The 19,393-nt window shown below is 60.2% G+C and carries 17 protein-coding genes; 7 read left to right on the forward strand and 10 right to left on the reverse strand.

Translation table 11 applies throughout. The features are described from left to right. The first annotated feature begins 71 nt into the window (after window positions 1–71). The 5 genes from QRN60_RS02375 (at window position 72) to QRN60_RS02395 (ending at window position 5,645) form a co-directional block, all read left to right on the forward strand. A complete protein-coding gene (locus tag QRN60_RS02375) occupies window positions 72–1,085 on the forward strand; it encodes a carbohydrate ABC transporter permease (protein ID WP_111791857.1) in 1,014 nt (337 codons plus the stop codon). A 1-nt stretch (window position 1,086) separates the two neighbouring features. Continuing rightward, window positions 1,087–2,247, forward strand: a complete 1,161-nt coding sequence (locus tag QRN60_RS02380) for a carbohydrate ABC transporter permease (protein WP_129564608.1) — start codon at window positions 1,087–1,089, stop codon at window positions 2,245–2,247. A 37-nt stretch (window positions 2,248–2,284) separates the two neighbouring features. Next, a complete protein-coding gene (gene bglA, locus QRN60_RS02385; protein ID WP_111833813.1) occupies window positions 2,285–3,940 on the forward strand; it encodes a beta-galactosidase BglA in 1,656 nt (551 codons plus the stop codon). Window positions 3,941–3,961: 21 nt separating this feature from the next. Further along, complete coding sequence (locus QRN60_RS02390; protein ID WP_129564607.1) at window positions 3,962–5,050, forward strand: ABC transporter ATP-binding protein; 1,089 nt, start codon at window positions 3,962–3,964, stop codon at window positions 5,048–5,050. Window positions 5,051–5,288: 238 nt separating this feature from the next. After that, window positions 5,289–5,645, forward strand: a complete 357-nt coding sequence (locus QRN60_RS02395; RefSeq protein ID WP_034501163.1) for a hypothetical protein — start codon at window positions 5,289–5,291, stop codon at window positions 5,643–5,645. A 19-nt stretch (window positions 5,646–5,664) separates the two neighbouring features. Here the strand turns inward: QRN60_RS02395 and QRN60_RS02400 are convergent, their stop codons facing one another. From QRN60_RS02400 to QRN60_RS02430, 7 genes are all read right to left on the reverse strand, one after another. Beyond that, the gene (locus QRN60_RS02400; protein ID WP_129564606.1) at window positions 5,665–7,029 is read right to left on the reverse strand and encodes a metallophosphoesterase; all 1,365 of its coding nucleotides are present in this window, start codon (window positions 7,027–7,029) and stop codon (window positions 5,665–5,667) included. A 196-nt stretch (window positions 7,030–7,225) separates the two neighbouring features. Next, window positions 7,226–9,046, reverse strand: a complete 1,821-nt coding sequence (gene edd / locus QRN60_RS02405; RefSeq protein ID WP_020813061.1) for a phosphogluconate dehydratase — start codon at window positions 9,044–9,046, stop codon at window positions 7,226–7,228. 125 nt (window positions 9,047–9,171) lie between these two features. Next, a complete protein-coding gene (gene pgl, locus QRN60_RS02410; protein ID WP_099086156.1) occupies window positions 9,172–9,870 on the reverse strand; it encodes a 6-phosphogluconolactonase in 699 nt (232 codons plus the stop codon). 10 nt (window positions 9,871–9,880) lie between these two features. Then, window positions 9,881–11,356: a glucose-6-phosphate dehydrogenase gene (gene zwf, locus QRN60_RS02415; protein WP_003503322.1), complete on the reverse strand. Its 1,476-nt coding sequence runs from the start codon at window positions 11,354–11,356 to the stop codon at window positions 9,881–9,883. Between the two features lie 113 nt (window positions 11,357–11,469). Next, complete coding sequence (locus tag QRN60_RS02420) at window positions 11,470–11,856, reverse strand: hypothetical protein (RefSeq protein WP_003503320.1); 387 nt, start codon at window positions 11,854–11,856, stop codon at window positions 11,470–11,472. Window positions 11,857–11,882: 26 nt separating this feature from the next. Further along, on the reverse strand, window positions 11,883–13,169 hold the full coding sequence (locus tag QRN60_RS02425; RefSeq protein ID WP_129564605.1) for an NAD(P)/FAD-dependent oxidoreductase: 1,287 nt from the start codon (window positions 13,167–13,169) through the stop codon (window positions 11,883–11,885). A gap of 12 nt (window positions 13,170–13,181) precedes the next feature. Beyond that, the gene (locus QRN60_RS02430) at window positions 13,182–14,618 is read right to left on the reverse strand and encodes a glutamine synthetase family protein (RefSeq protein WP_020010462.1); all 1,437 of its coding nucleotides are present in this window, start codon (window positions 14,616–14,618) and stop codon (window positions 13,182–13,184) included. A gap of 123 nt (window positions 14,619–14,741) precedes the next feature. Between QRN60_RS02430 and QRN60_RS02435 the strand changes: the two genes are divergently transcribed. Continuing rightward, complete coding sequence (locus QRN60_RS02435) at window positions 14,742–15,926, forward strand: BaiN/RdsA family NAD(P)/FAD-dependent oxidoreductase (RefSeq protein ID WP_060726033.1); 1,185 nt, start codon at window positions 14,742–14,744, stop codon at window positions 15,924–15,926. Between the two features lie 312 nt (window positions 15,927–16,238). Here the strand turns inward: QRN60_RS02435 and QRN60_RS02440 are convergent, their stop codons facing one another. Continuing rightward, a complete protein-coding gene (locus QRN60_RS02440) occupies window positions 16,239–16,586 on the reverse strand; it encodes a hypothetical protein (protein ID WP_099085648.1) in 348 nt (115 codons plus the stop codon). An 86-nt stretch (window positions 16,587–16,672) separates the two neighbouring features. Between QRN60_RS02440 and QRN60_RS02445 the strand changes: the two genes are divergently transcribed. Then, on the forward strand, window positions 16,673–17,545 hold the full coding sequence (locus QRN60_RS02445) for a LysR family transcriptional regulator (protein ID WP_060722914.1): 873 nt from the start codon (window positions 16,673–16,675) through the stop codon (window positions 17,543–17,545). Window positions 17,546–17,561: 16 nt separating this feature from the next. Here QRN60_RS02445 and QRN60_RS02450 read toward each other — a convergent pair whose 3' ends face one another. After that, a complete protein-coding gene (locus QRN60_RS02450) occupies window positions 17,562–17,819 on the reverse strand; it encodes an SMc00767 family acetate metabolism repressor (protein WP_004432604.1) in 258 nt (85 codons plus the stop codon). Window positions 17,820–17,903: 84 nt separating this feature from the next. Next, a complete protein-coding gene (gene aceA, locus QRN60_RS02455; protein WP_112293054.1) occupies window positions 17,904–19,193 on the reverse strand; it encodes an isocitrate lyase in 1,290 nt (429 codons plus the stop codon). Between the last annotated feature and the right edge of the window lie 200 nt (window positions 19,194–19,393).

Consider the following 19,393-nt stretch of genomic DNA (forward strand, 5'->3'; position numbering starts at 1 on the left):
GGGCCTTACCAACGGAACGGCCCGACGACCGTATAAATCAGCGCGGCGCGGAGAGGATCAAGGGAGGGAACATGGCTCAACAACTCGTGTCTGCCATCGGCGTCATGGTAGCAGGTGTTTTCGCCTGCGCTGCCTATTACTGGCTATCCGACAAGGCGCTGCAGGCAATCTTTCCCGTCCGCTCGGGAGACGTCATTCATGCCTCCCGCAACCTCAACCGCCGCGCCGCCGTCCGGCCGTGGCTGTTCATCGGCCCGGCGCTGATCCTTCTGCTCGTTTATCTGGTCTATCCCGTTATCGCGACGCTGATCCTGTCCTTTTATGACCGCACAGGCAGCGAATTCGTCGGTCTCGCCAATTATCGCTGGGCGTTTTTTGACGCCGGTTTCCGCCAGTCGATCTTCAACAATATTCTCTGGCTGGCCGTCGTGCCGGCCGCCTGCACCTTCTTCGGCCTCGTCATCGCCGTCATGACCGACCGCATCTGGTGGGGCAATATCGCCAAATCCATCGTCTTCATGCCGATGGCGATCTCTTTCGTCGGTGCCTCCGTCATCTGGAAGTTCATCTATGAATATCGCGCCGAAGGTCAGGTGCAGATCGGCCTTTTGAACGCGGTCGTCGAGTTCTTTGGCGGTAGCCCGGAGGTGTGGATTTCCATGCCGTTCTGGAACAACTTCTTCCTGATGGTCATCCTCATCTGGATTCAGACTGGTTTCGCCATGGTCATCCTGTCGGCGGCGCTGCGGGGCATTCCCGAGGAGACCATTGAGGCGGCGGTCATCGATGGCGCCAATGGCTGGCAGATTTTCTGGAAGATCATGGTTCCGCAAATCTGGGGCACCATCGCCGTTGTCTGGACCACGATCACCATTCTCGTGCTCAAGGTTTTCGACATCGTGCTGACCATGACCAACGGCCAGTGGAACACCATGGTTCTCGCCAATCTCATGTTCGACTGGATGTTCCGTGGTGGCGGCGACAGTGGCCGAAGTGCGGTCATAGCACTCATCATCATGGCGGCCGTGACCCCGATCATGGTCTGGAACATCCGCCAGGCCAACCGCGAGATGGAGGGCCGCTGAGATGAATATCGTAAAACGCCTTCGCCGCGTCGGCCTGCCGCGCCTCATCGTCCACGCCAGCGTCCTCGTCGTCGTGCTTCTCTGGCTTTTGCCCACGCTCGGCATTCTCGTCAGCTCGCTGCGCGACAAGGACCAGATCACCGTATCCGGCTGGTGGACGGCCTTCTCCAGTTCCGAACAGACGGCGGCCGTGCGTCTCGCTGATGCTTCCGTACAGAAGCAGGACGGCAGCCGCTATGTCATATCAGGCAATGTCTTCGAAAACGGCGCCGGCGGAAAGGTCTCCGCCTTCGGCGTGCGCGTGCAGGAGCCGAGAGCCTTCAAAGCTGGCGAGGCGGCCGATATCGGCGATGGCGAGACGCTTCTCGTCAATGCTGATGGCTCCTATGAATACAGCAAGGCTTCGAGCTTCGAGGGTTCCCGTGGCAAGCGTGTCTATATTTCCGTTGGAACGCCGCCGGTCTTCACGCTCGATAATTATCGAACGGTCCTGACCTCGGAAGGCATCGGCCAGTCCTTTGTCAACTCGTTGACGGTGGCCGTGCCTGCGACCGTTATCCCCATTCTCATCGCTGCCTTTGCCGCCTATGGGCTGTCATGGATGAGCTTTTCCGGCCGCAATTTTCTGATTGCGATGGTGGTGGGCCTGATCGTCGTACCATTGCAGATGTCGCTGATACCGCTCCTGAAACTCTACAACGAAATCGGCAATATCTTCGGCGTACCGTCCAAGACCTATGCCGGCATCTGGCTGGCGCACACCGCCTTCGGTCTGCCGCTCGCCATCTACCTGTTGCGCAACTACATTTCCGGCCTGCCGAAAGAGATCATCGAAAGCGCGCGTGTTGATGGCGCGAGCGACTTCGAAATCTTCGTCAAGATCATCCTGCCGCTGTCATTTCCCGCACTCGCCTCCTTCGCCATCTTCCAGTTCCTGTGGACCTGGAACGACCTTCTCGTCGCCATGGTTTTCCTCGGTACGCAGAAGGACGAGCTGGTGCTGACCGGTGCCTTGAACGCGCTGCTCGGTTCGCGCGGCGGCAACTGGGAAATCCTTACTGCCTCGGCCTTCGTCACCATCGTTGTGCCGCTTGGCGTCTTCTTCGCCCTTCAACGTTATCTCGTGCGTGGCCTGCTCGCCGGCTCCGTTAAGGGAGGCTGATAATTCCATGAACGCCCATACCAAACAGGATGAGACTATGACCGCTCCGGTGACTTCCGCTTTGACGCCCAACAAGGATTGGTGGCGCGGCGCTGTGATCTACCAGATTTATCCGCGCTCCTATCAGGATTCCAATGGCGATGGCATCGGCGATCTCAAGGGCATCACCGACCGGCTGGCGCATATTGCCGGTCTCGGTGCCGATGCCATCTGGATTTCGCCCTTCTTTACCTCGCCGATGAAGGACTTCGGTTACGACGTCTCGAACTATGTCGATGTCGATCCGATGTTCGGCACACTGGCCGATTTCGACGGGCTGATCGCGGAAGCCCACCGTCTCGGCGTCCGCGTGATGATCGATCTCGTCATGTCGCATACCTCGGACCAGCATCCATGGTTCGTGGAAAGCCGCGCCAGCCGCAACAATCCGAAATCGGACTGGTATGTCTGGTCGGACAGCAAGCCGGATGGCACGCCGCCCAACAACTGGCTGTCGATCTTCGGCGGCTCCGGCTGGCAGTGGGATCCGACCCGCATGCAATATTACATGCACAACTTCCTGACCTCGCAGCCCGACCTCAACCTGCATAATCCGGAAGTGCAGGAAGAACTGCTGAATGCCACCCGCTTCTGGCTGAAGCGCGGCGTCGATGGTTTCCGCCTCGACACGATCAACTTCTATTTCCATGATCTGGAATTGCGCGACAACCCGGCGCTGGCGCCGGAGCGCCGCAACGCCTCCACGGCACCTGCGGTCAATCCCTACAACTTCCAGGAACACCTCTACGACAAGAACCGCCCCGAAAATATCGCCTTCCTGAAACGCTTCCGTGCCGTGCTGGACGAGTTTCCGGATATCGCCGCTGTCGGCGAAGTGGGCGACAGCCAGCGCGGGCTCGAAATCGTCGGTGAATACACCTCCGGCGACGACAAGATGCAGATGTGCTACGCCTTCGAATTCCTGGCGCCGGATGCGCTCACGCCACAGCGTGTCGCCGATGTGCAGGCGGATTTTGCCAGGGCTGCACCGGAAGGCTGGGCCTGCTGGGCTTTCTCCAATCACGATGTCGTTCGCCATGTCAGCCGCTGGGGCGAGCATGTCGAGGATAAGGATGCTTTCGCCAAGGTGCTCTCGGCGTTGTTGATGACGCAGCGCGGCTCCGTCTGCATCTATGAGGGTGAAGAGCTGGGCCTTACTGAAGCCGATATTGCTTTTGAGGATTTGCAGGACCCCTACGGCATCCAGTTCTGGCCGGAATTTAAGGGCCGCGACGGTTGTCGCACGCCGATGGTATGGGATGCGGGCCATGCGCAGGCCGGCTTCTCGACCTCGGACAAGACCTGGCTGCCCATTCCGGCCGAACACAAGCAGCGCGCCGTCAGCGCCCAGCAGGGCAATGAGGCATCCGTGCTGGAGCACTACCGCCGCTTCCTTTCTTTCCGCAAAAAGCATCCCGCTTTTGCCAAGGGCGGCATCGAATTCCAGCCAGTGGAGGGCGATGTGCTGAGCTACACCCGCACGCTCGGCAACGAAACCGTTCTGTGCCTCTTCAATCTGTCCGCGACGTCAGCAAAGGCGACGTTGCCGGAAGGGAACTGGGAGGTTCTCGAAGGCCACGGCTTTGCAAGCGGTGTGGACGGCAGAAGCGTAGAACTTCCGGCATGGGGCGCTTTCTTCGCCCGTTACGCCTGATAGAGCAGGGAGGAACAACCCATGACAAGTCTCGTTCTCAAGGATATCCGCAAATCATACGGGCAGGTAAAAGTCCTGCACGGCATCGATCTGGAGATCGAACAGGGCGAATTCATCGTTTTCGTCGGGCCGTCCGGCTGCGGGAAATCGACGTTGCTGCGCATGATTGCGGGTCTGGAGGAAATCACCGGCGGCGAAATGTTCATCGACGGCCAGCTGGTCAATGAAATCCCGCCCTCGCGTCGCGGCATTGCCATGGTGTTCCAGTCCTATGCGCTTTATCCGCATATGACTGTTTACGACAACATGGCCTTCGGCATGAAGATCGCCAAGGAAAACAAGCAGGAGATCGACCGCCGCGTCCGCGCCGCTGCCGAAATCCTGCAGCTGACGCAATATCTGGAGCGTTTGCCCAAGGCTCTTTCTGGCGGCCAGCGCCAGCGCGTCGCCATCGGCCGTGCCATTTGCCGCAATCCCAAGGTGTTCCTGTTCGACGAACCCCTGTCGAACCTCGATGCCGCACTTCGCGTTGCAACCCGCATCGAGATCGCCAAGCTCAATGAGCAGATGGCAGACACGACGATGATCTACGTCACCCACGATCAGGTGGAGGCGATGACGCTGGCCGACCGTATCGTCGTTTTGAATGCGGGTCGTGTGGAACAGGTCGGCCCGCCGCTCGAACTTTATGAAAACCCGGCCAACCTTTTCGTGGCGCGCTTCATCGGCTCGCCCGCCATGAACATCATCGCTGGGAAGATTGTCGGGACCGGGGAGCGGACGTCGATCGAACTGGCGGGTGGCAAGACGCTCGCCGTCAATGTTCCGACCCCCGCCACCGAGCGGGGCAAGTCCGCCAGCTTTGGCGTGCGGCCGGAAGATCTGAGCATCGTCACCGGCGATGATTATCTTTTCGAAGGGAAAGTATCGATCGTCGAGGCTCTCGGTGAAGTGACCCTGCTTTATCTCGAAGCACCCAAGGGTCAGGAGCCCATCATCGTCAAGGCGCCGGGCATTGTCTCGGTCGCCAAGGGGCAAACCCTGCGTTTCGCCGCTCCGCAGGAAAAGCTTCACCTCTTTAATGCCGAGGGCAAGACCTACCGCGTCTAATTGCCATCGACCTCAAAAACATCCCCCGGAACGTCCTCGTTCCGGGTTTTTTTGAGCTTTTTACGGCTGTGGAAAAATGTCGGAAATGTCCCGCTTCCGGTCTGTTTAAGCCTGCGCTGATATGAATTGTTAAAGACTATGGCCTAGTCTCGGTCCATTGACTGAGCATGGGAGTCTGGGCGTGCAGAGCGGTACGGGTGTCATCAGGAACCATTACCTGAGCAAGGAAGAATCCTTCATGTATGACCGCGAAAACCGGTTCCGCATGGAAGATACCATGAACGCCGCACGCATCGAATATACCGAAAAGGCCGTGATGCACATGGCGGCGCGCCGTTGCGATGTCATCCGCATCTCCCAGACGGAAGCGGTGCTGGCGCTGCTGACGAAATATAACCTGCCGAACCAGTTCTATCTCGATATTCCCGACGCCCGCATCACCAAGATCGGCTGCGTGATGTTGCGTGTCAACGCCAACAACACGATCCATGTCCGCTTCCTGCGCATGCTGACGCAGAAGGAACTGGACCGCATTTTCGTGTTCAGCACACATCCGGCACACAGGGACCGGAAGCTCGATATCAGGTCGTTCTGAGACCTGATGATCTGCGGCCTTAAGAAAGCCCGCCCAGAGCCGTCTGCTTCAGCTTCACATCGGGCACCTCGGTGAAGGTAAGGTCACCGCGCCCGAAATAGGATTTCTGGTTGGTCGCGGACCAGTCGTTGCAGACCAGCTTGTAGCGCTCTTTCTTCCCGGGCTTTTCCGGCATGGCGTAGAGATAGTCGCCGGTACGTGCGGCGAGCGGAATGTCGCCATCCTGGTTGCATCGTTTGAGGATTTGCTCAAGCGCCTCGCCATCCACTTCCGTCACCATCAGCTTGCCGTCGAAACGCAGCGAAGCGTTGAAATCATAACGGCGAATATCGCCCTCAGGTAGGCCCGCGCCGAAGGAGGTGTGGCCGACGAAACCGACATCTGCGCCGGTTTTTGCGGCGATAAGCTGCGCCACATGGCGGCCCGCCTCGTCGACGGTCATCGCCTTCGCCGATTTGCCGACAACTTCCCGTTCTTCCGCCGTCAGGTGCTTTTCAAGCGTCTGCTCGATCAGGGCCTTGAGGGCAGGGGATGCGAGAGCGCCGCGATCGATGGCGATCGTCTCGATGGCCGCAGCCTTGCCGGGAGCCGCAAAGGTCGCCACCGTCATGGAGGTGCACCATGAGCCGGTGTGGACATAGCGGGTAGCACCCTGTTCATGCACGAAGTTCAGATGGTCATGGCCGCCGACAAGCAGGGTGCTATCCGGCAGCAGCGGCAGGATATCGCGGTCTGCGACGACGCCGGCATGGCTGAGAACGATGTTGATCGCGTCCGGTTTGACGATACCGGGAAGATTGGCCTTGGCCCACTCGACAGGCTGCGGAATGTCGAGCATTTCGCGCGTGGCCTTCGGGTAGGTGTTGATCGCATTGGTGGCGAGACCCGTGAGGATGACCTTCCGCTCGCCAACGCTCATCTCGGCACTTTCGGGCGCATAGGGTTTGCCGCTGCGCTTGTCGATGATGTTGGAAAGCACGGTGATGCCGAGCGCACGGGCGCGGCTGACGAAATTGGCAAGGTCATTGTCGATATCGGGCTCATGATTGCCGATATTGATGACCGTGGGAGCGAGCTTGGCGAGCGCCGTGAGGAAGGTCCATTCGATTTCGCCGGCCGAACGTGTGGCTACCGCGTTGCCGAGCTCAAAAAGGTCGCCATTCAGCAGGATGATGTGGGGCGCCTTGTCGGCAGCGATGCGCATTTCGATGGCCGCAAGAAGCTGGCCGATGCGCTCATAGGCCGAATGCAGGTCGGAGATGACGATTGCACGCAGGGCCACGTCCTGCGCCATGACAGACGTTGCCGCCACCATCAGCGGCAGCATGGCGGTGCCGGCCATAAGCTTCAGCACATCGCGGCGTTTGCTTGAGAAAATCGTCATGTCAGGCCCCATCATCCGAAACTGCGCCGTCGTCCCACGGCTGGCTGGAGAAGGCCCTATAGGGCGATCATCACAGTCGCATGACAAGTCTGACGTTTAAGATGTGGGAAATAAAGTGGTTTCTGGCGGCATCCCGGTGACACCGTAAAGTAGGGTTGAAAGGCGAAAGCCGCATCCGGCCTTCGCCTCCCCGAAATCAATGGAAGAGGACGCTGGCGCCCTGATCGGCCGGGCCGGCATTGCGGCGGAAGGGGGCGAAAAGTTCGCGGCCCATGCCCCATTCATTGCCGGAGAGGTCGGCGCGCGCCGGTTCGCGTTTTGCCAGCTCGGCGGCGGAAACCAGCACCTCGAGCGAGCCGGAAATGGCGTCGAGACGGATGATGTCGCCGTCGCGGATGAGCGAGATCGGCCCGCAATCGGAAGCCTCAGGCGTAACGTGGATGGCCGCCGGCACCTTGCCGGAGGCGCCGGACATGCGCCCATCGGTCACCAGCGCCACCTTGAAGCCGCGATCCTGCAGCACGCCAAGCGGCGGCGTCAGGCGGTGCAGTTCCGGCATGCCGTTGGCCTTCGGGCCCTGGAAGCGGACGACCGCAATGAAGTCGCGGTTGAGCTTGCCATCCTTGAACGCGTCCTGAAGCTCCTGCTGATCGTTAAAGACGATCGCCGGTGCCTCGATGATGTGGCGCTCCGGTTTGACGGCGGAAATCTTGATGACCGATTTGCCGAGATTGCCAGTCAGCATCTTCAGGCCGCCCGTCGGCTGGAACGGTGTTTCGACGCTGGAGAGAACCTTCGGATCATGGCTCTGCTCGGGGGAGGGCTGGCGGACAACTGCGCCCTTCTCATCAAGCATGGCATCCACGGTGTAAGCCTCGAGCCCCTGTCCGAAGACGGTGCGCACATCGTCATGCACGAAGCCCTGTTTCAGAAGCTGCTTGATGAGGAAACCCATGCCGCCGGCGGCGTGGAAATGGTTCACATCGGCAAGACCGTTGGGGTAAACGCGGGCGAGCAGCGGCACGATGTCCGAGAGATCGGAAATATCCTGCCAGGTAAGGATGATGCCGGCGGCGCGCGCCATGGCGATCAGGTGCATGGTGTGGTTGGTGGAACCACCCGTCGCATGCAGGCCAACGACGCCGTTGACGACCGATCTTTCATCGATCATTTCGCCGGCCGGGGTAAATTCATTGCCCTGCGCGGTAATCGCCAGCGCGCGCTTCGTGGCCTCACGCGTCAGCGCATCACGCAGCGGCGTGCCGGGATTGACGAAGGAAGAGCCGGGCATATGGAAACCCATGATCTCCATCAGCATCTGGTTGGAGTTGGCGGTGCCGTAGAAGGTGCAGGTGCCGGGACCGTGATAGGATTTGGATTCCGCTTCCAGCAGCTCGGCGCGGCCGACCTTGCCTTCGGCATAAAGCTGGCGAATGCGCGACTTCTCGTCATTCGGCAGGCCCGATGTCATCGGGCCGGCAGGAACGAAGACGGCGGGCAGGTGACCGAAGGCGAGTGCGGCAATGACGAGGCCGGGCACGATCTTGTCGCAGACGCCGAGATAGACGGCGGCGTCGAACATGTTGTGCGACAGGCCGATGCCGGCCGCCATGGCGATAGCGTCGCGGGAAAACAGCGAAAGCTCCATGCCGGGCTGGCCCTGGGTTACACCGTCGCACATGGCGGGAACCGCGCCCGCCACCTGTGCTATGCCGCCCGCTTCTTTTGCCGCATCGCGGATGATCGCCGGGAAGGTCTCATAGGGCTGATGCGCCGAAAGCATGTCGTTATAGGCGGTGATGATGCCGAGATTGGGAACCCGGTCGCCGGCAAGGATGTCCTTGTCGGCGGGGGAACAGACGGCAAATCCATGCGCGAGATTGCCGCAGGACAGAACGGAACGGTGAACGCCTTTTGAAACCTGCAGCCGCAGCCGCTCGAGATAGGTCTCGCGGTAGGGCTTGGAACGTTCGACGATGCGGGCGGTGATGGCCTGAATGCGGGAATCGGCGGACATGGGCGTTCATCCTGTTCGTTGGTCGACAACCGGCGTTCCGGGAGGTGAGCGGCCGGTTGTCGTGTTTCAGTCTTCATGTCTTCGGGCGCTTGTCGCGGGGCCGCAGAGGCGGCAACCGCGTTGGCTCATGGCGCCCAGTATATATCCACAGGCGTCTCGGCCCGGTTCAGCACGGCGCGGATCGGCATTTCATCCTCATCCTCGCCAGACTGCGCCTTCTCCAGCGTCGCCTTCTTGGCCGCACCTTCGATATGCAGCACGAGGAAATCGGCATCGTGCAGGCTGGAGAAGTTGAAGGTCAACCGCTCCTCTCCCGCATTCTCCGCCGCCATGGTCAGGACGCCGCGCGGTTCATCAAGGTCGAGCGCTTCGTAGAGATTGTCTCCACCGGGGAAGAACGATGCCGTATGGCCATCCGTTCCCATGCCGAGAATGACGACATCGAAGGGATCGCAGATCGCCTCGGTCTTGACGGTCGCAAGCGTCGCCGCATCCTCGGGCGAGGCCGCCGGCTGGAACAGCGGCACGAAATAGGCCGACTTCGCCTTGTCCTGCAGCAGGTTCTCCGCAACGAGACGGTGGTTCGAACGGTCGCTTTCCGGTGGCACGAAACGTTCGTCCACCAGCGTCACGCTGATATTCGGCCAGTCGAGATCGTGTTTGGAAAGCGCCTGAAAGAACAGCTTGGGCGTCGAACCGCCGGATACGGCGATGCTCGCCGTACCGCGATCCTTCGTTGCCGCATCAAGGCGTTTGGCAACCTCCGCCGCAAGCGCGGTTGCCAGTTCGGCGGCGGTGTCGAAGACGTGGATCGTTTCGCTCATCGGTGCGCCCTCAATCGGCATCGTGCCAGGTGCGACCGTCACGCTCGATCAGTGCGATCGAGCCGCTCGGGCCCCAGGTTCCGGCGGTATAACCCTGCACGCCCTGTCCCAGATCTTCCCAGCTCTTGAGAATGGGGTCGATCCAGTCCCACGCGGCCTCGACCTCGTCGCGGCGCATGAACAGCGTCTGGTTGGAGCGGATGGTGTCCATCAACAGCCGCTCATAGGCATCGGGGCTGCGTACGTTGAAGGCTTCGGCAAAGCTCATGTCCAGCGAAACCTGACGCAGGCGCATGCCGCCCGGGCCGGGGTCCTTGATGAGGAGCGACTGCTTGACGCCTTCATCCGGCTGCAGGCGAATGACCAGCTTGTTGGCCTCGATCTTGCCGGCCGCATCGTCGAAGATCGAATGCGGGATCTGCTTGAAGGTGACGACGATTTCCGAAACGCGGGTCGCAAGTCGCTTGCCGGTGCGGATGTAGAAGGGAACGCCGGCCCAGCGCCAGTTGGCGATTTCAGCTTTGATGGCGACAAAGGTTTCGGTGTTGGAAACACCGCCTTCCAGTTCTTCCAGATAACCCTTGACCGGGCCGCCTGCGGAAGCGCCGGCGCGGTACTGTCCGCGCACAGTCAGCTTTTCGACATTGCTGGTGTCGATCGGCTTCAGCGAGCGCAGGACCTTCAGCTTCTCGTCGCGCACCGCCTCCGATTTCATGGAAGCGGGCGGCTCCATGGCGACGAGGCAAAGCAATTGCAGAATGTGGTTCTGCACCATGTCGCGCAACGCGCCGGCCTTGTCGTAATAACCGGCGCGGCCTTCGAGGCCCACCGCTTCGGCAACGGTGATCTGGACGTGGTCGATATGGGCGGAATTCCACAGCGGCTCGTAAAGCGCGTTGGCGAAACGCAGCGCCATCAGGTTCTGCACCGTCTCCTTGCCGAGATAGTGGTCGATACGGAAGATCTGCTCTTCCTTGAAGACGTGGCCGATCGTGTCGTTGAGTTCCTGGGCAGAGGCCAGATCGCGGCCGATCGGCTTTTCAACGACGATGCGGGTCGAGCGGGTGATCAGCTTGTGTTCGCGGATCTTGTCGGCGATGTCGCCGAAAATGCCCGGTGCGACAGCCAGATAGAAGGCGCGCACGCGCTCCTTGCCTTCGTCCAGCAGCTTCTTCAGAACGTCCCAGCCGTTGTTGCCCTTGGCATCAACAGGCACGTAGAAAAGTCTGTTCAGGAACACGGCAACCTGTGCGTCGTCATATTCGCCGGCCTTCAGGTGCTCTTTCAGAGCGTCCTGCGCGAATTTGCGATATTCCTCATGGGTCATGACCGAACGCGACGCACCGATGATGCGGGTCGGCTCCGTGAACTGGCCTTCGACCTGCCGGTGATAAAGCGCCGGCAGAAGCTTGCGCTCGGCAAGATCGCCCGTGCCGCCGAAAACGACACAATCAAAAGGTTCAACAGGAATGATCTGACTGCTCATATCGATTCTCTCGATCTTCAAGGGTTGGGGGCATCAATAATCTAATCGATTTAAAAATGCCAGACTCAGTTATGTGAAATTATGAATTTTGCTTTTGCCGAGGTTTGAAACACTCATGCGATGATCTCGGTCATTCTGCCATGCGCGGGCAGAGCACTGTTTCTAAAGATACCTTTGGCAGGCGGTGGAACCGAAAAGAAGAAAAACACAAGGATAGCGGCAATCCCTCGCCAGAGTTGAAGGCTCTTTCTGGCATCCGTGGTTTCACTGCTTTGCTCGATGCTGTCCAGCAGCATCTGCGCTTCTTCGAGCTGCCGTGCGGCAACGCGAATCTCTATGCCACCAAAAGCCACGGTGTAGTGCCAGAATATCGAGGCGCATTGGGAGGGAATGGCGATCGTCGGAATTCCATAGGCCTGCAGAAACGAGGATGTCACCGCCGTATCAACGAGACCATAGCCCGTCGCGATCGTAACAAGCCTGTCATCCGGTTTTTCCATCGAAACCCCCTATGCATCCTGAAGGATTAAAACCTGTCTCGCAGCGCGTACCAGGAGAGCGCCAGGAAAAGCAGCGGCTCACGCAGCGATGCCCCACCGGGGAAAGACGGCACCTTCAGCCGGGCGAAGGGCTCCAGCATGTCCTTTTTGCCGAGAACCAGATCGGCATAGAGCTTGCCGCAATAATTCGACAGCATCACGCCGTGCCCGGAATAACCGCCGATGGAGGTGACGCCGGGCATGACGTCGCGCACGAAGACCTTGCGCGGCAGGGTAATGCCGACGGAGCCGCCCCAGGAATGGGTGATTTCGACAGCCTTCAGCTCGGGATAAATCTCGGCGATCTGCCGGCGGATATGGCTGGAAATATCGCGTGGCGCATCGGCCGTATAGGCCTCGCGCCCGCCGAACAGCAGCCGGTTGTCGGCCGTCTTGCGGAAATAACGCACCACGAAGCGGGAATCGGCGACGGCTTCCTTGCCGGGGATGATATCAGGATAGGCGTCGAGCGGTGCGGTGGCGCCGATGAAGGAGCGGATCGGCATGATGTGGGCGGCCGTTACCGGTTCCAGATTGCCAATATAGGCATTGGTGGCGATCAGTACCCGCGGCGCGGTGATCGTGCCGAAGGGCGTCTCGATGATGGTCTTGCCGCCCGCCTGCCGGATGGACTTGGCGGGGGTCATCTCATAAATGGCGGCACCTGCCGCTTGCGCCGCCTTCGCCAGCCCGACCAGCAGCTTCAGCGGGTGAATGTGGCCGGTGCCGGTGTCGCGCGTGCCGCCGAAATAATGGGTGGAGCCGACGCGTTTGCGCGCTTCACCACGCTCCATATAGGAAATATGCGGATAGCCGTAGCGATTGTTCATCGCGTCCACGCTTCTGCGATAATCGTCCTCGTAAGCCGCCTTGTGCGCCACATAGAGCTGCCCCGGCAGATATTCCATGTCGATGCCGCGGCTGCTTGCGAAATCGCGCACGTAATTCTTGGCGTCCTCGGCAATGTCGAACAGCAGCTTCGATTGCTCGAAGCCGATCTCGGCCTCCATTTCGTCCGGAAAGGAGCGCTGGCCGGTGCCGAACTGGCCGCCGTTGCGGCCGGAAGCGCCATCGCCAAAACGATGCGCCTCGATGAGGGCGACGGAGACGCCGTTTTCGGCGAGGTTACAGGCGGCCTGAAGGCCGGTATAACCGCCGCCGATGATCGCGACATCAACTTGCTTCGATCCATCGAGGGCAGGATAGTCCGGCCGCTCGCCGACGGTTGCCTGATACCAGGAAATTCCCGGCGCAATCGGGCTTTGCCATGTCATGCTCGTGGTTCCTCACACGTTGAGAAGCAGGAACTCGCGCTCCCAGGGGCTGATGACCTGCATGAAGGTCTCGAACTCCCCGCGTTTCAGGCCCGCATAAAGGCCCACGAATTCATGGCCAAACACCCGCTCGAACTGTTCTTCGCCTTCCAGCAGCGCCACGGCCTCCAGAAGCCCGCGCGGCAGGTCGATGGAGCCTTCATTGGCCGTCTCGGCGGTCGGTTCGGTCGGTTCGATATTGTTGACGATGCCGAGCCAGCCGCAGCCGAGCGAGGCGGCAAGCGCGAGGTAGGGATTGGCGTCCGAACTCGGCAGGCGGTTTTCGACGCGCCGCGCCTGCGGGCCGGAAATCGGCACGCGGAAGGCGGTCGTGCGGTTGTCGTAACCCCAGGCATTGTTGACCGGGCAGGCCATATCAGGCGTCAGGCGGCGATAGGAATTCACATAGGGCGCGAGCATGACAAGCGCGTTCGGAACGTAACGCTGCATGCCGCCGACGAAGGAGAAGAACTCCTTGGAAGGGCCGCCATCCTTGTTCGAGAAAATATTGCGGCCGCTGTCGATTTCCACCACCGACTGGTGAATATGCATGGCCGAACCCGGCTGGCCCTGCATCGGCTTGGCCATGAAGGTAGCGTAGATGCCGTGCTTCAGCGCCGCCTCACGGATGGTGCGCTTGAACAGGAAGACCTGATCGGCAAGCTCGATGGGGTCGCCGTGGCGCAGGTTGATCTCCAGCTGCGCCGGACCTTCCTCGTGGATCAGCGTATCGATCTCGAGGCCCTGCTTTTCCGAGAAGTGATAGATATCGTCGATCAGCTCGTCGAACTCGTTGATGCCGGCGATGGAATAGCTCTGCCCGCCGACAATGGAGCGGCCGGACCGGCCCTTCGGCGGATGCAGCGGATAATCCGGGTCGTCATTCATGGCGACGAGGTAGAATTCGATTTCCGGCGCGACGACCGGCTTCCAGCCCTTTTCCGTATAAAGCGACAGCACGTTCTTCAGCACGTTGCGCGGCGTGTAGGGGACGAAATTGCCTTCCGCATCCACGACGTCGCAGATCACCTGCGCGGTCGGGTCGCTCTCCCACGGCACGACGGAGAGCGTGGAAAGATCAGGCACCAGCTTCAGGTCGCTGTCGCGCGGCTCGTAACGGAAATTCGCGGTCTCATCAGGATATTCGCCTGATATCGTATGGCGGTAGAGCGCGGAGGGCAGGGCAAGCGAGGTGTCGCCCGTGAACTTTGCCGTCGGCATCATCTTGCCGCGCGCAACGCCGGCAAGATCGGGGGTGATGCATTCTATGTCTTCGATACCGCGCGCCCTCAGCCATTGCGCGGCTTCGCGCCAGGAGGAAACGCCACGGGTGGAGGAGAGGTCGAGGGGAGGTGTCTTTGCCATGGTTGCCTGTTTCTTCGGGCGGAGCATGGTTTTCTTCGGGGGCATGTATCACCGGGTCTGTGTTTCGACTGGCGCCATCATAACCGTAGTTTGGCAATTGGCGAGGGGGAAAGCGCCATTGACAAGCGGCGGCACTTCGAAAAGAGGAAAGGAAACGGATCGGATGGAATGATGACAGAGAAATGTGACGTGCTGATTTTGGGGGCGGGCGCCGCCGGCATGATGTGCGCCATCCGCGCCGGCCAGCGCGGCCGCTCCGTCATAATTCTCGACCATGCGAAGGCGCCGGGCGAAAAGATCCGCATCTCCGGCGGCGGCCGCTGCAACTTCACCAATATCCATGCCGGGCCGAAGAATTATCTCTCCGCCAATCCGCATTTCGCCAAATCCGCTCTCGCCCGTTATACGCCGCGCGATTTCATTGCCCTTGTCGAAAAACACCGCATCGCCTGGCATGAAAAGACGCTCGGCCAGCTTTTCTGTGACGACAGCGCCAAGGATATCATCCGCATGCTGCTTGGCGAAATGCAGGCGGTCAATGCGAAGCTGCGGCTCGAAACGTCAGTCTCGGCCGTCACCCATGACGGTGGGCGGTTTCGCGTCACGACATCAGGCGGCGTCATCGAGGCGGAAAGCGTCGTTGTGGCGACGGGCGGTAAGTCGATCCCGAAAATGGGCGCGACCGGTTTCGCCTACCAGATCGCCGAGCAATTCGGCCTCAAGCTCATCGAGACGCGCCCCGGTCTCGTGCCGCTGACGCTCGATCCCGCTTTGCTGGAAAAGCTGAGCCCGCTTGCCGGCGTCGCGGTTCCGGCTGAGGTTTCCCATGGCAAGACCTCGTTTGAGGAAGCGCTGCTCTTCACCCATCGCGGTTTGAGCGGGCCCTCGATCCTGCAAATCTCATCCTACTGGCGCGAGGGTGATGTGGTCAGCCTGAAGCTTGAGCCGCATCGCGATATAGCCGCGCTTCTGAAGCAGGCGAAACAGAAGAACGGTCGGCAGTCACCCCAGACCGCTTTGTCGGAAATCCTGCCGAAGCGTCTTGCCCAGCATGTCGTCGAACAATCCGGCCTCACCGGCCATCTGGCCGATATGTCCGACAAGGTGCTGGCGAAGCTTGCGGGCGAGGTGCAGGACTGGCAGATCAAGCCCGCCGGTTCCGAAGGTTATCGCACGGCGGAAGTCACACTCGGCGGGGTGGATACGACCGGCCTCGATTCCCGCAGCATGGCGGCGAAATCCGTGGCCGGGCTTTATTTCATTGGCGAATGTGTTGATGTGACCGGTTGGCTCGGCGGTTATAATTTCCAGTGGGCCTGGGCCTCTGGTCAGGCGGCAGGCGAATTCGCTTGAGATAGTCTCGGGTTTTTCAAGTGCGGCACTTCTCTCCTCCGTCATACCGGCCTTGAGCCGGTATCCAGTCAGCTCAAGTCCTTGGGCTGAAAAGACTCTCTTGCCGCACAGACGTGCGTCGGCTAGACCCCGGATCTAGTCCGGGGTGACGGTGTGCGGATGCCACCTGTTTGCCAAAATCACTGGCTGAGTTTGTTATCAGCCTTTGCCCTTTTAATAATCTGTTAACGGGCGTGGAGTCATCCTGACCAGATGCCAGCAAAGCCGGATCGCCCTATGATCCCGCTGCACATGAAGTCATGCTGGAGGCTCTTAACAGGGCATGGGTCGGTTGAGTTTTTCGTCAGGAACCCGCGCATGAACAGAACAGCACATCGCCGCCCTCGCGCCATTGCCATCGCCCGCGCCGAAAGCGAGAACCGGCAGCTGGCCTTTCGCTTGAGCCTTATCGCAGCCGGTGCTATGGCAGCCCTGATCGCCCTCTTTTATTGATCGGCGGCTCGTCGTCTTCATCAAGCCGATGACTGTGCGGAAAAACCGCCACGGCCGAGATGCCTCGGCCATATCGGCATAAAATTTCTCTTCCTGCAGAATGGCTTCGCGCCGCGTGCGCGGCTGCTGGTTTTCGATGATGGCCCGTGCTGCAAAAATCGCATGCATGTCGCTCTCCTTCTAATGCGGAGGGGCCATGATGCGCGCCGTTTTTTGATTTATCTGCGCAAGAAAATGCGCTACGTTTTTCATCCATGAAAAACGTCACCTGGGATTCCTACCAGCTTTTCCTCGATGTGTCACGCAGCGGCGGCCTGACCGGGGCCGCGGTGATAACGGGTTTGAGCCCCGCGACCATCGGACGGCGCATGATCGAACTGGAGGAGCGTATCGGCAAGGCTCTGTTTCTGCGCAGCCAGACGGGATACGCCCTGACGGCGGATGGCCGTGCGCTGTTCGACCGGCTTATGGCAATGGAGAATGCAGCCAGGGATATCGAGGGATGGCAGAAGGCGTCGTCCGCCTCATCCGTGGTGCGCATCGCCGTCGGCACCTGGAACGCCTGGCTGCTGACCGGCAACTTCTCCGCCATCTGCACCGACCGCGACGATTTCCGCATCGATCTTTTCATTGCCGAACAGAGGGCGTCTCTGGCGCATCGCGAGAATGACATCGGCATTCGCGCTTTCGAGCCGCAGGAAAAGAACCTCGCCGCCATCAAGACGGGAGAGGTGGCTTATGCGCCCTACAGGCTGCGCAACGCCGCCACTGCCGTCGCCGACCGCTGGCTGGCGGTGGCGGAGGAAAACGCCATTTCAACCTATCTGCGCTGGCCGCATGAGAACCGCCGCAATGATATCGCGGTAACGGTGAACCGGCCGACGGCGCTTCTCGATCTTGTGCTGGCCGGGGCAGGCGTCGCCGTGCTTCCATGCTTCGTGGGCGATGCGGATGCGCGGCTTGCCCGGGAAGGTGACGAGATGGAAACCCTTCGCCACAATCAATGGATCGTCATGAACAATGACGATCGCCACCGCCGCGATATCAGGACGGTGGCGGATCGGATGACCCGTCTGATCAAGGGGCATTCCGATCTTTATGCCGGGCGCAAGAGCCGCCCGGCATAAAAGAAAGGCTGTCGCTTCAGGCGGCGTCACGCCCTTGCGCGACGATGACGGGAATCAGAAGATCTCCCCAGTTGCCGCCGCCGCCATGGTGGCGGGCCGAGCGGACCAGCTCGACGGAAACACCGGCCTCGACGGCTTTCATGACGGCCTGGTTGAGGCGGTGCAGATCATTGGCCAGCATGCGGATGGCGGCCTGCTGATCCTGCGTCATGGCGGAGGACTGCTCCTCGGCGCGTTCCTTGACGTGGGTCTTGATGGGGTTGTGGGCATTCATGGCATTTCTCCTCTCTTTATTGGTTGGGGTTCTTGATCCGGTTTGCAAGCCCTTCCCGTCACCGGGAAGGGCGTTTTTTGAGGTTTATTCGGCCGCGGGGCGGAACTGGTCGTGCTCGGTGGATTCCTTCATGGCTGTCGTCGAAGACGTGCCGCCGGAGATTGCGAGCGACACGGCGTCGAAATAGCCGGTGCCGACTTCGCGCTGGTGTTTGGTGGCGGTGTAACCATTGGCCTCTGCTGCGAATTCCGCTTCCTGAAGCTCGGAATAAGCCGCCATCTGCCGGTCCTTGTAACCGCGCGCCAGTTCGAACATGCCGAAATTCAGCTGGTGGAAACCGGCGAGCGTAATGAACTGGAACTTGTAGCCCATTGCCCCGAGTTCCCGCTGGAACTTGGCAATCGTCGCGTCGTCGAGGTTCTTTTTCCAGTTGAACGACGGCGAGCAATTGTAGGCGAGCTTCTTGCCGGGATGCACCTTGTGCACGCCTTCCGCAAACCTGCGCGCCTGCTCGAGATCCGGCTTTGATGTCTCGCACCAGATCAGGTCGCAATAGGGTGCATAGGCCACCGCGCGGGCAACACAGGGCTCAAGACCGTTCTTGACCTGATAAAAGCCCTCGACGGTGCGGCCGGCATCGTAATCCACGAAGGGACGGTCGCGCTCATCGATATCGGAGGTCAGAAGCTTGGCGGCCTCCGCATCCGTGCGGGCGATGACCAGCGTTGGCACACCCATGACGTCAGCCGCAAGCCGCGCCGCCGTGAGGTTGCGGATATGCGCCGCCGTCGGGATCAGGACCTTGCCGCCGAGATGGCCGCACTTCTTTTCCGATGCCAGCTGGTCTTCATAGTGAACACCCGCCGCACCCGCCTCGATGAAGGCCTTCATGATTTCGAAAGCGTTGAGCGGCCCGCCGAAACCGGCCTCCGCATCGGCAACGATCGGCGCGAACCAGGTATCGACCGAAAGGCCCTTGCCCTCCGCCGTCTCGATCTGGTCGGCGCGCTGCAGGGTGCGGTTGATGCGCTTGGCCAGCTCCGGCGCCGCATTGGCGGGATAAAGCGACTGGTCCGGATACATGGCCGACGCCGTATTGGCATCCGCCGCAACCTGCCAGCCCGAGAGATAGATCGCCTTCAGCCCGGCGCGAACCATCTGCATGGCCTGGTTGCCGGAAAGCGCGCCGAGCGCATTGACGAAATTTTCCTCGTTGATCAGCTTCCACAGCCGGTTCGCGCCCATTTCGGCCAGCGAATGGCGGATTTCGACGGAGCCGCGCAGCCGCTCCACATCCGCGGCGGTGTAAGTGCGCTCGATGCCGTCGAAGCGTCCCTGCGGTGCACCCGGAACAAGTTTGTAAAAATCCGTCATACTTCTCTCTCCCTTGACAAATGCCGTTTCGGAAACGCGCTGCCTTCAACTTTGTGAAGCGCAGTTCGATGTGACTACATTTACATTTTTGGAGATTTGAGCGCCAGAAAAAACATAAAAACAGTGACTTGAAAGAGGTTATCCTGTAGGATGCATGACAGGGTGGAGCTGTAAAATTGTAAATTTTGTAAAAGCTATTC

This window comes from Agrobacterium sp. CFBP2214 (assembly GCF_030209895.1).
GTDB lineage: Bacteria > Pseudomonadota > Alphaproteobacteria > Rhizobiales > Rhizobiaceae > Agrobacterium > Agrobacterium radiobacter.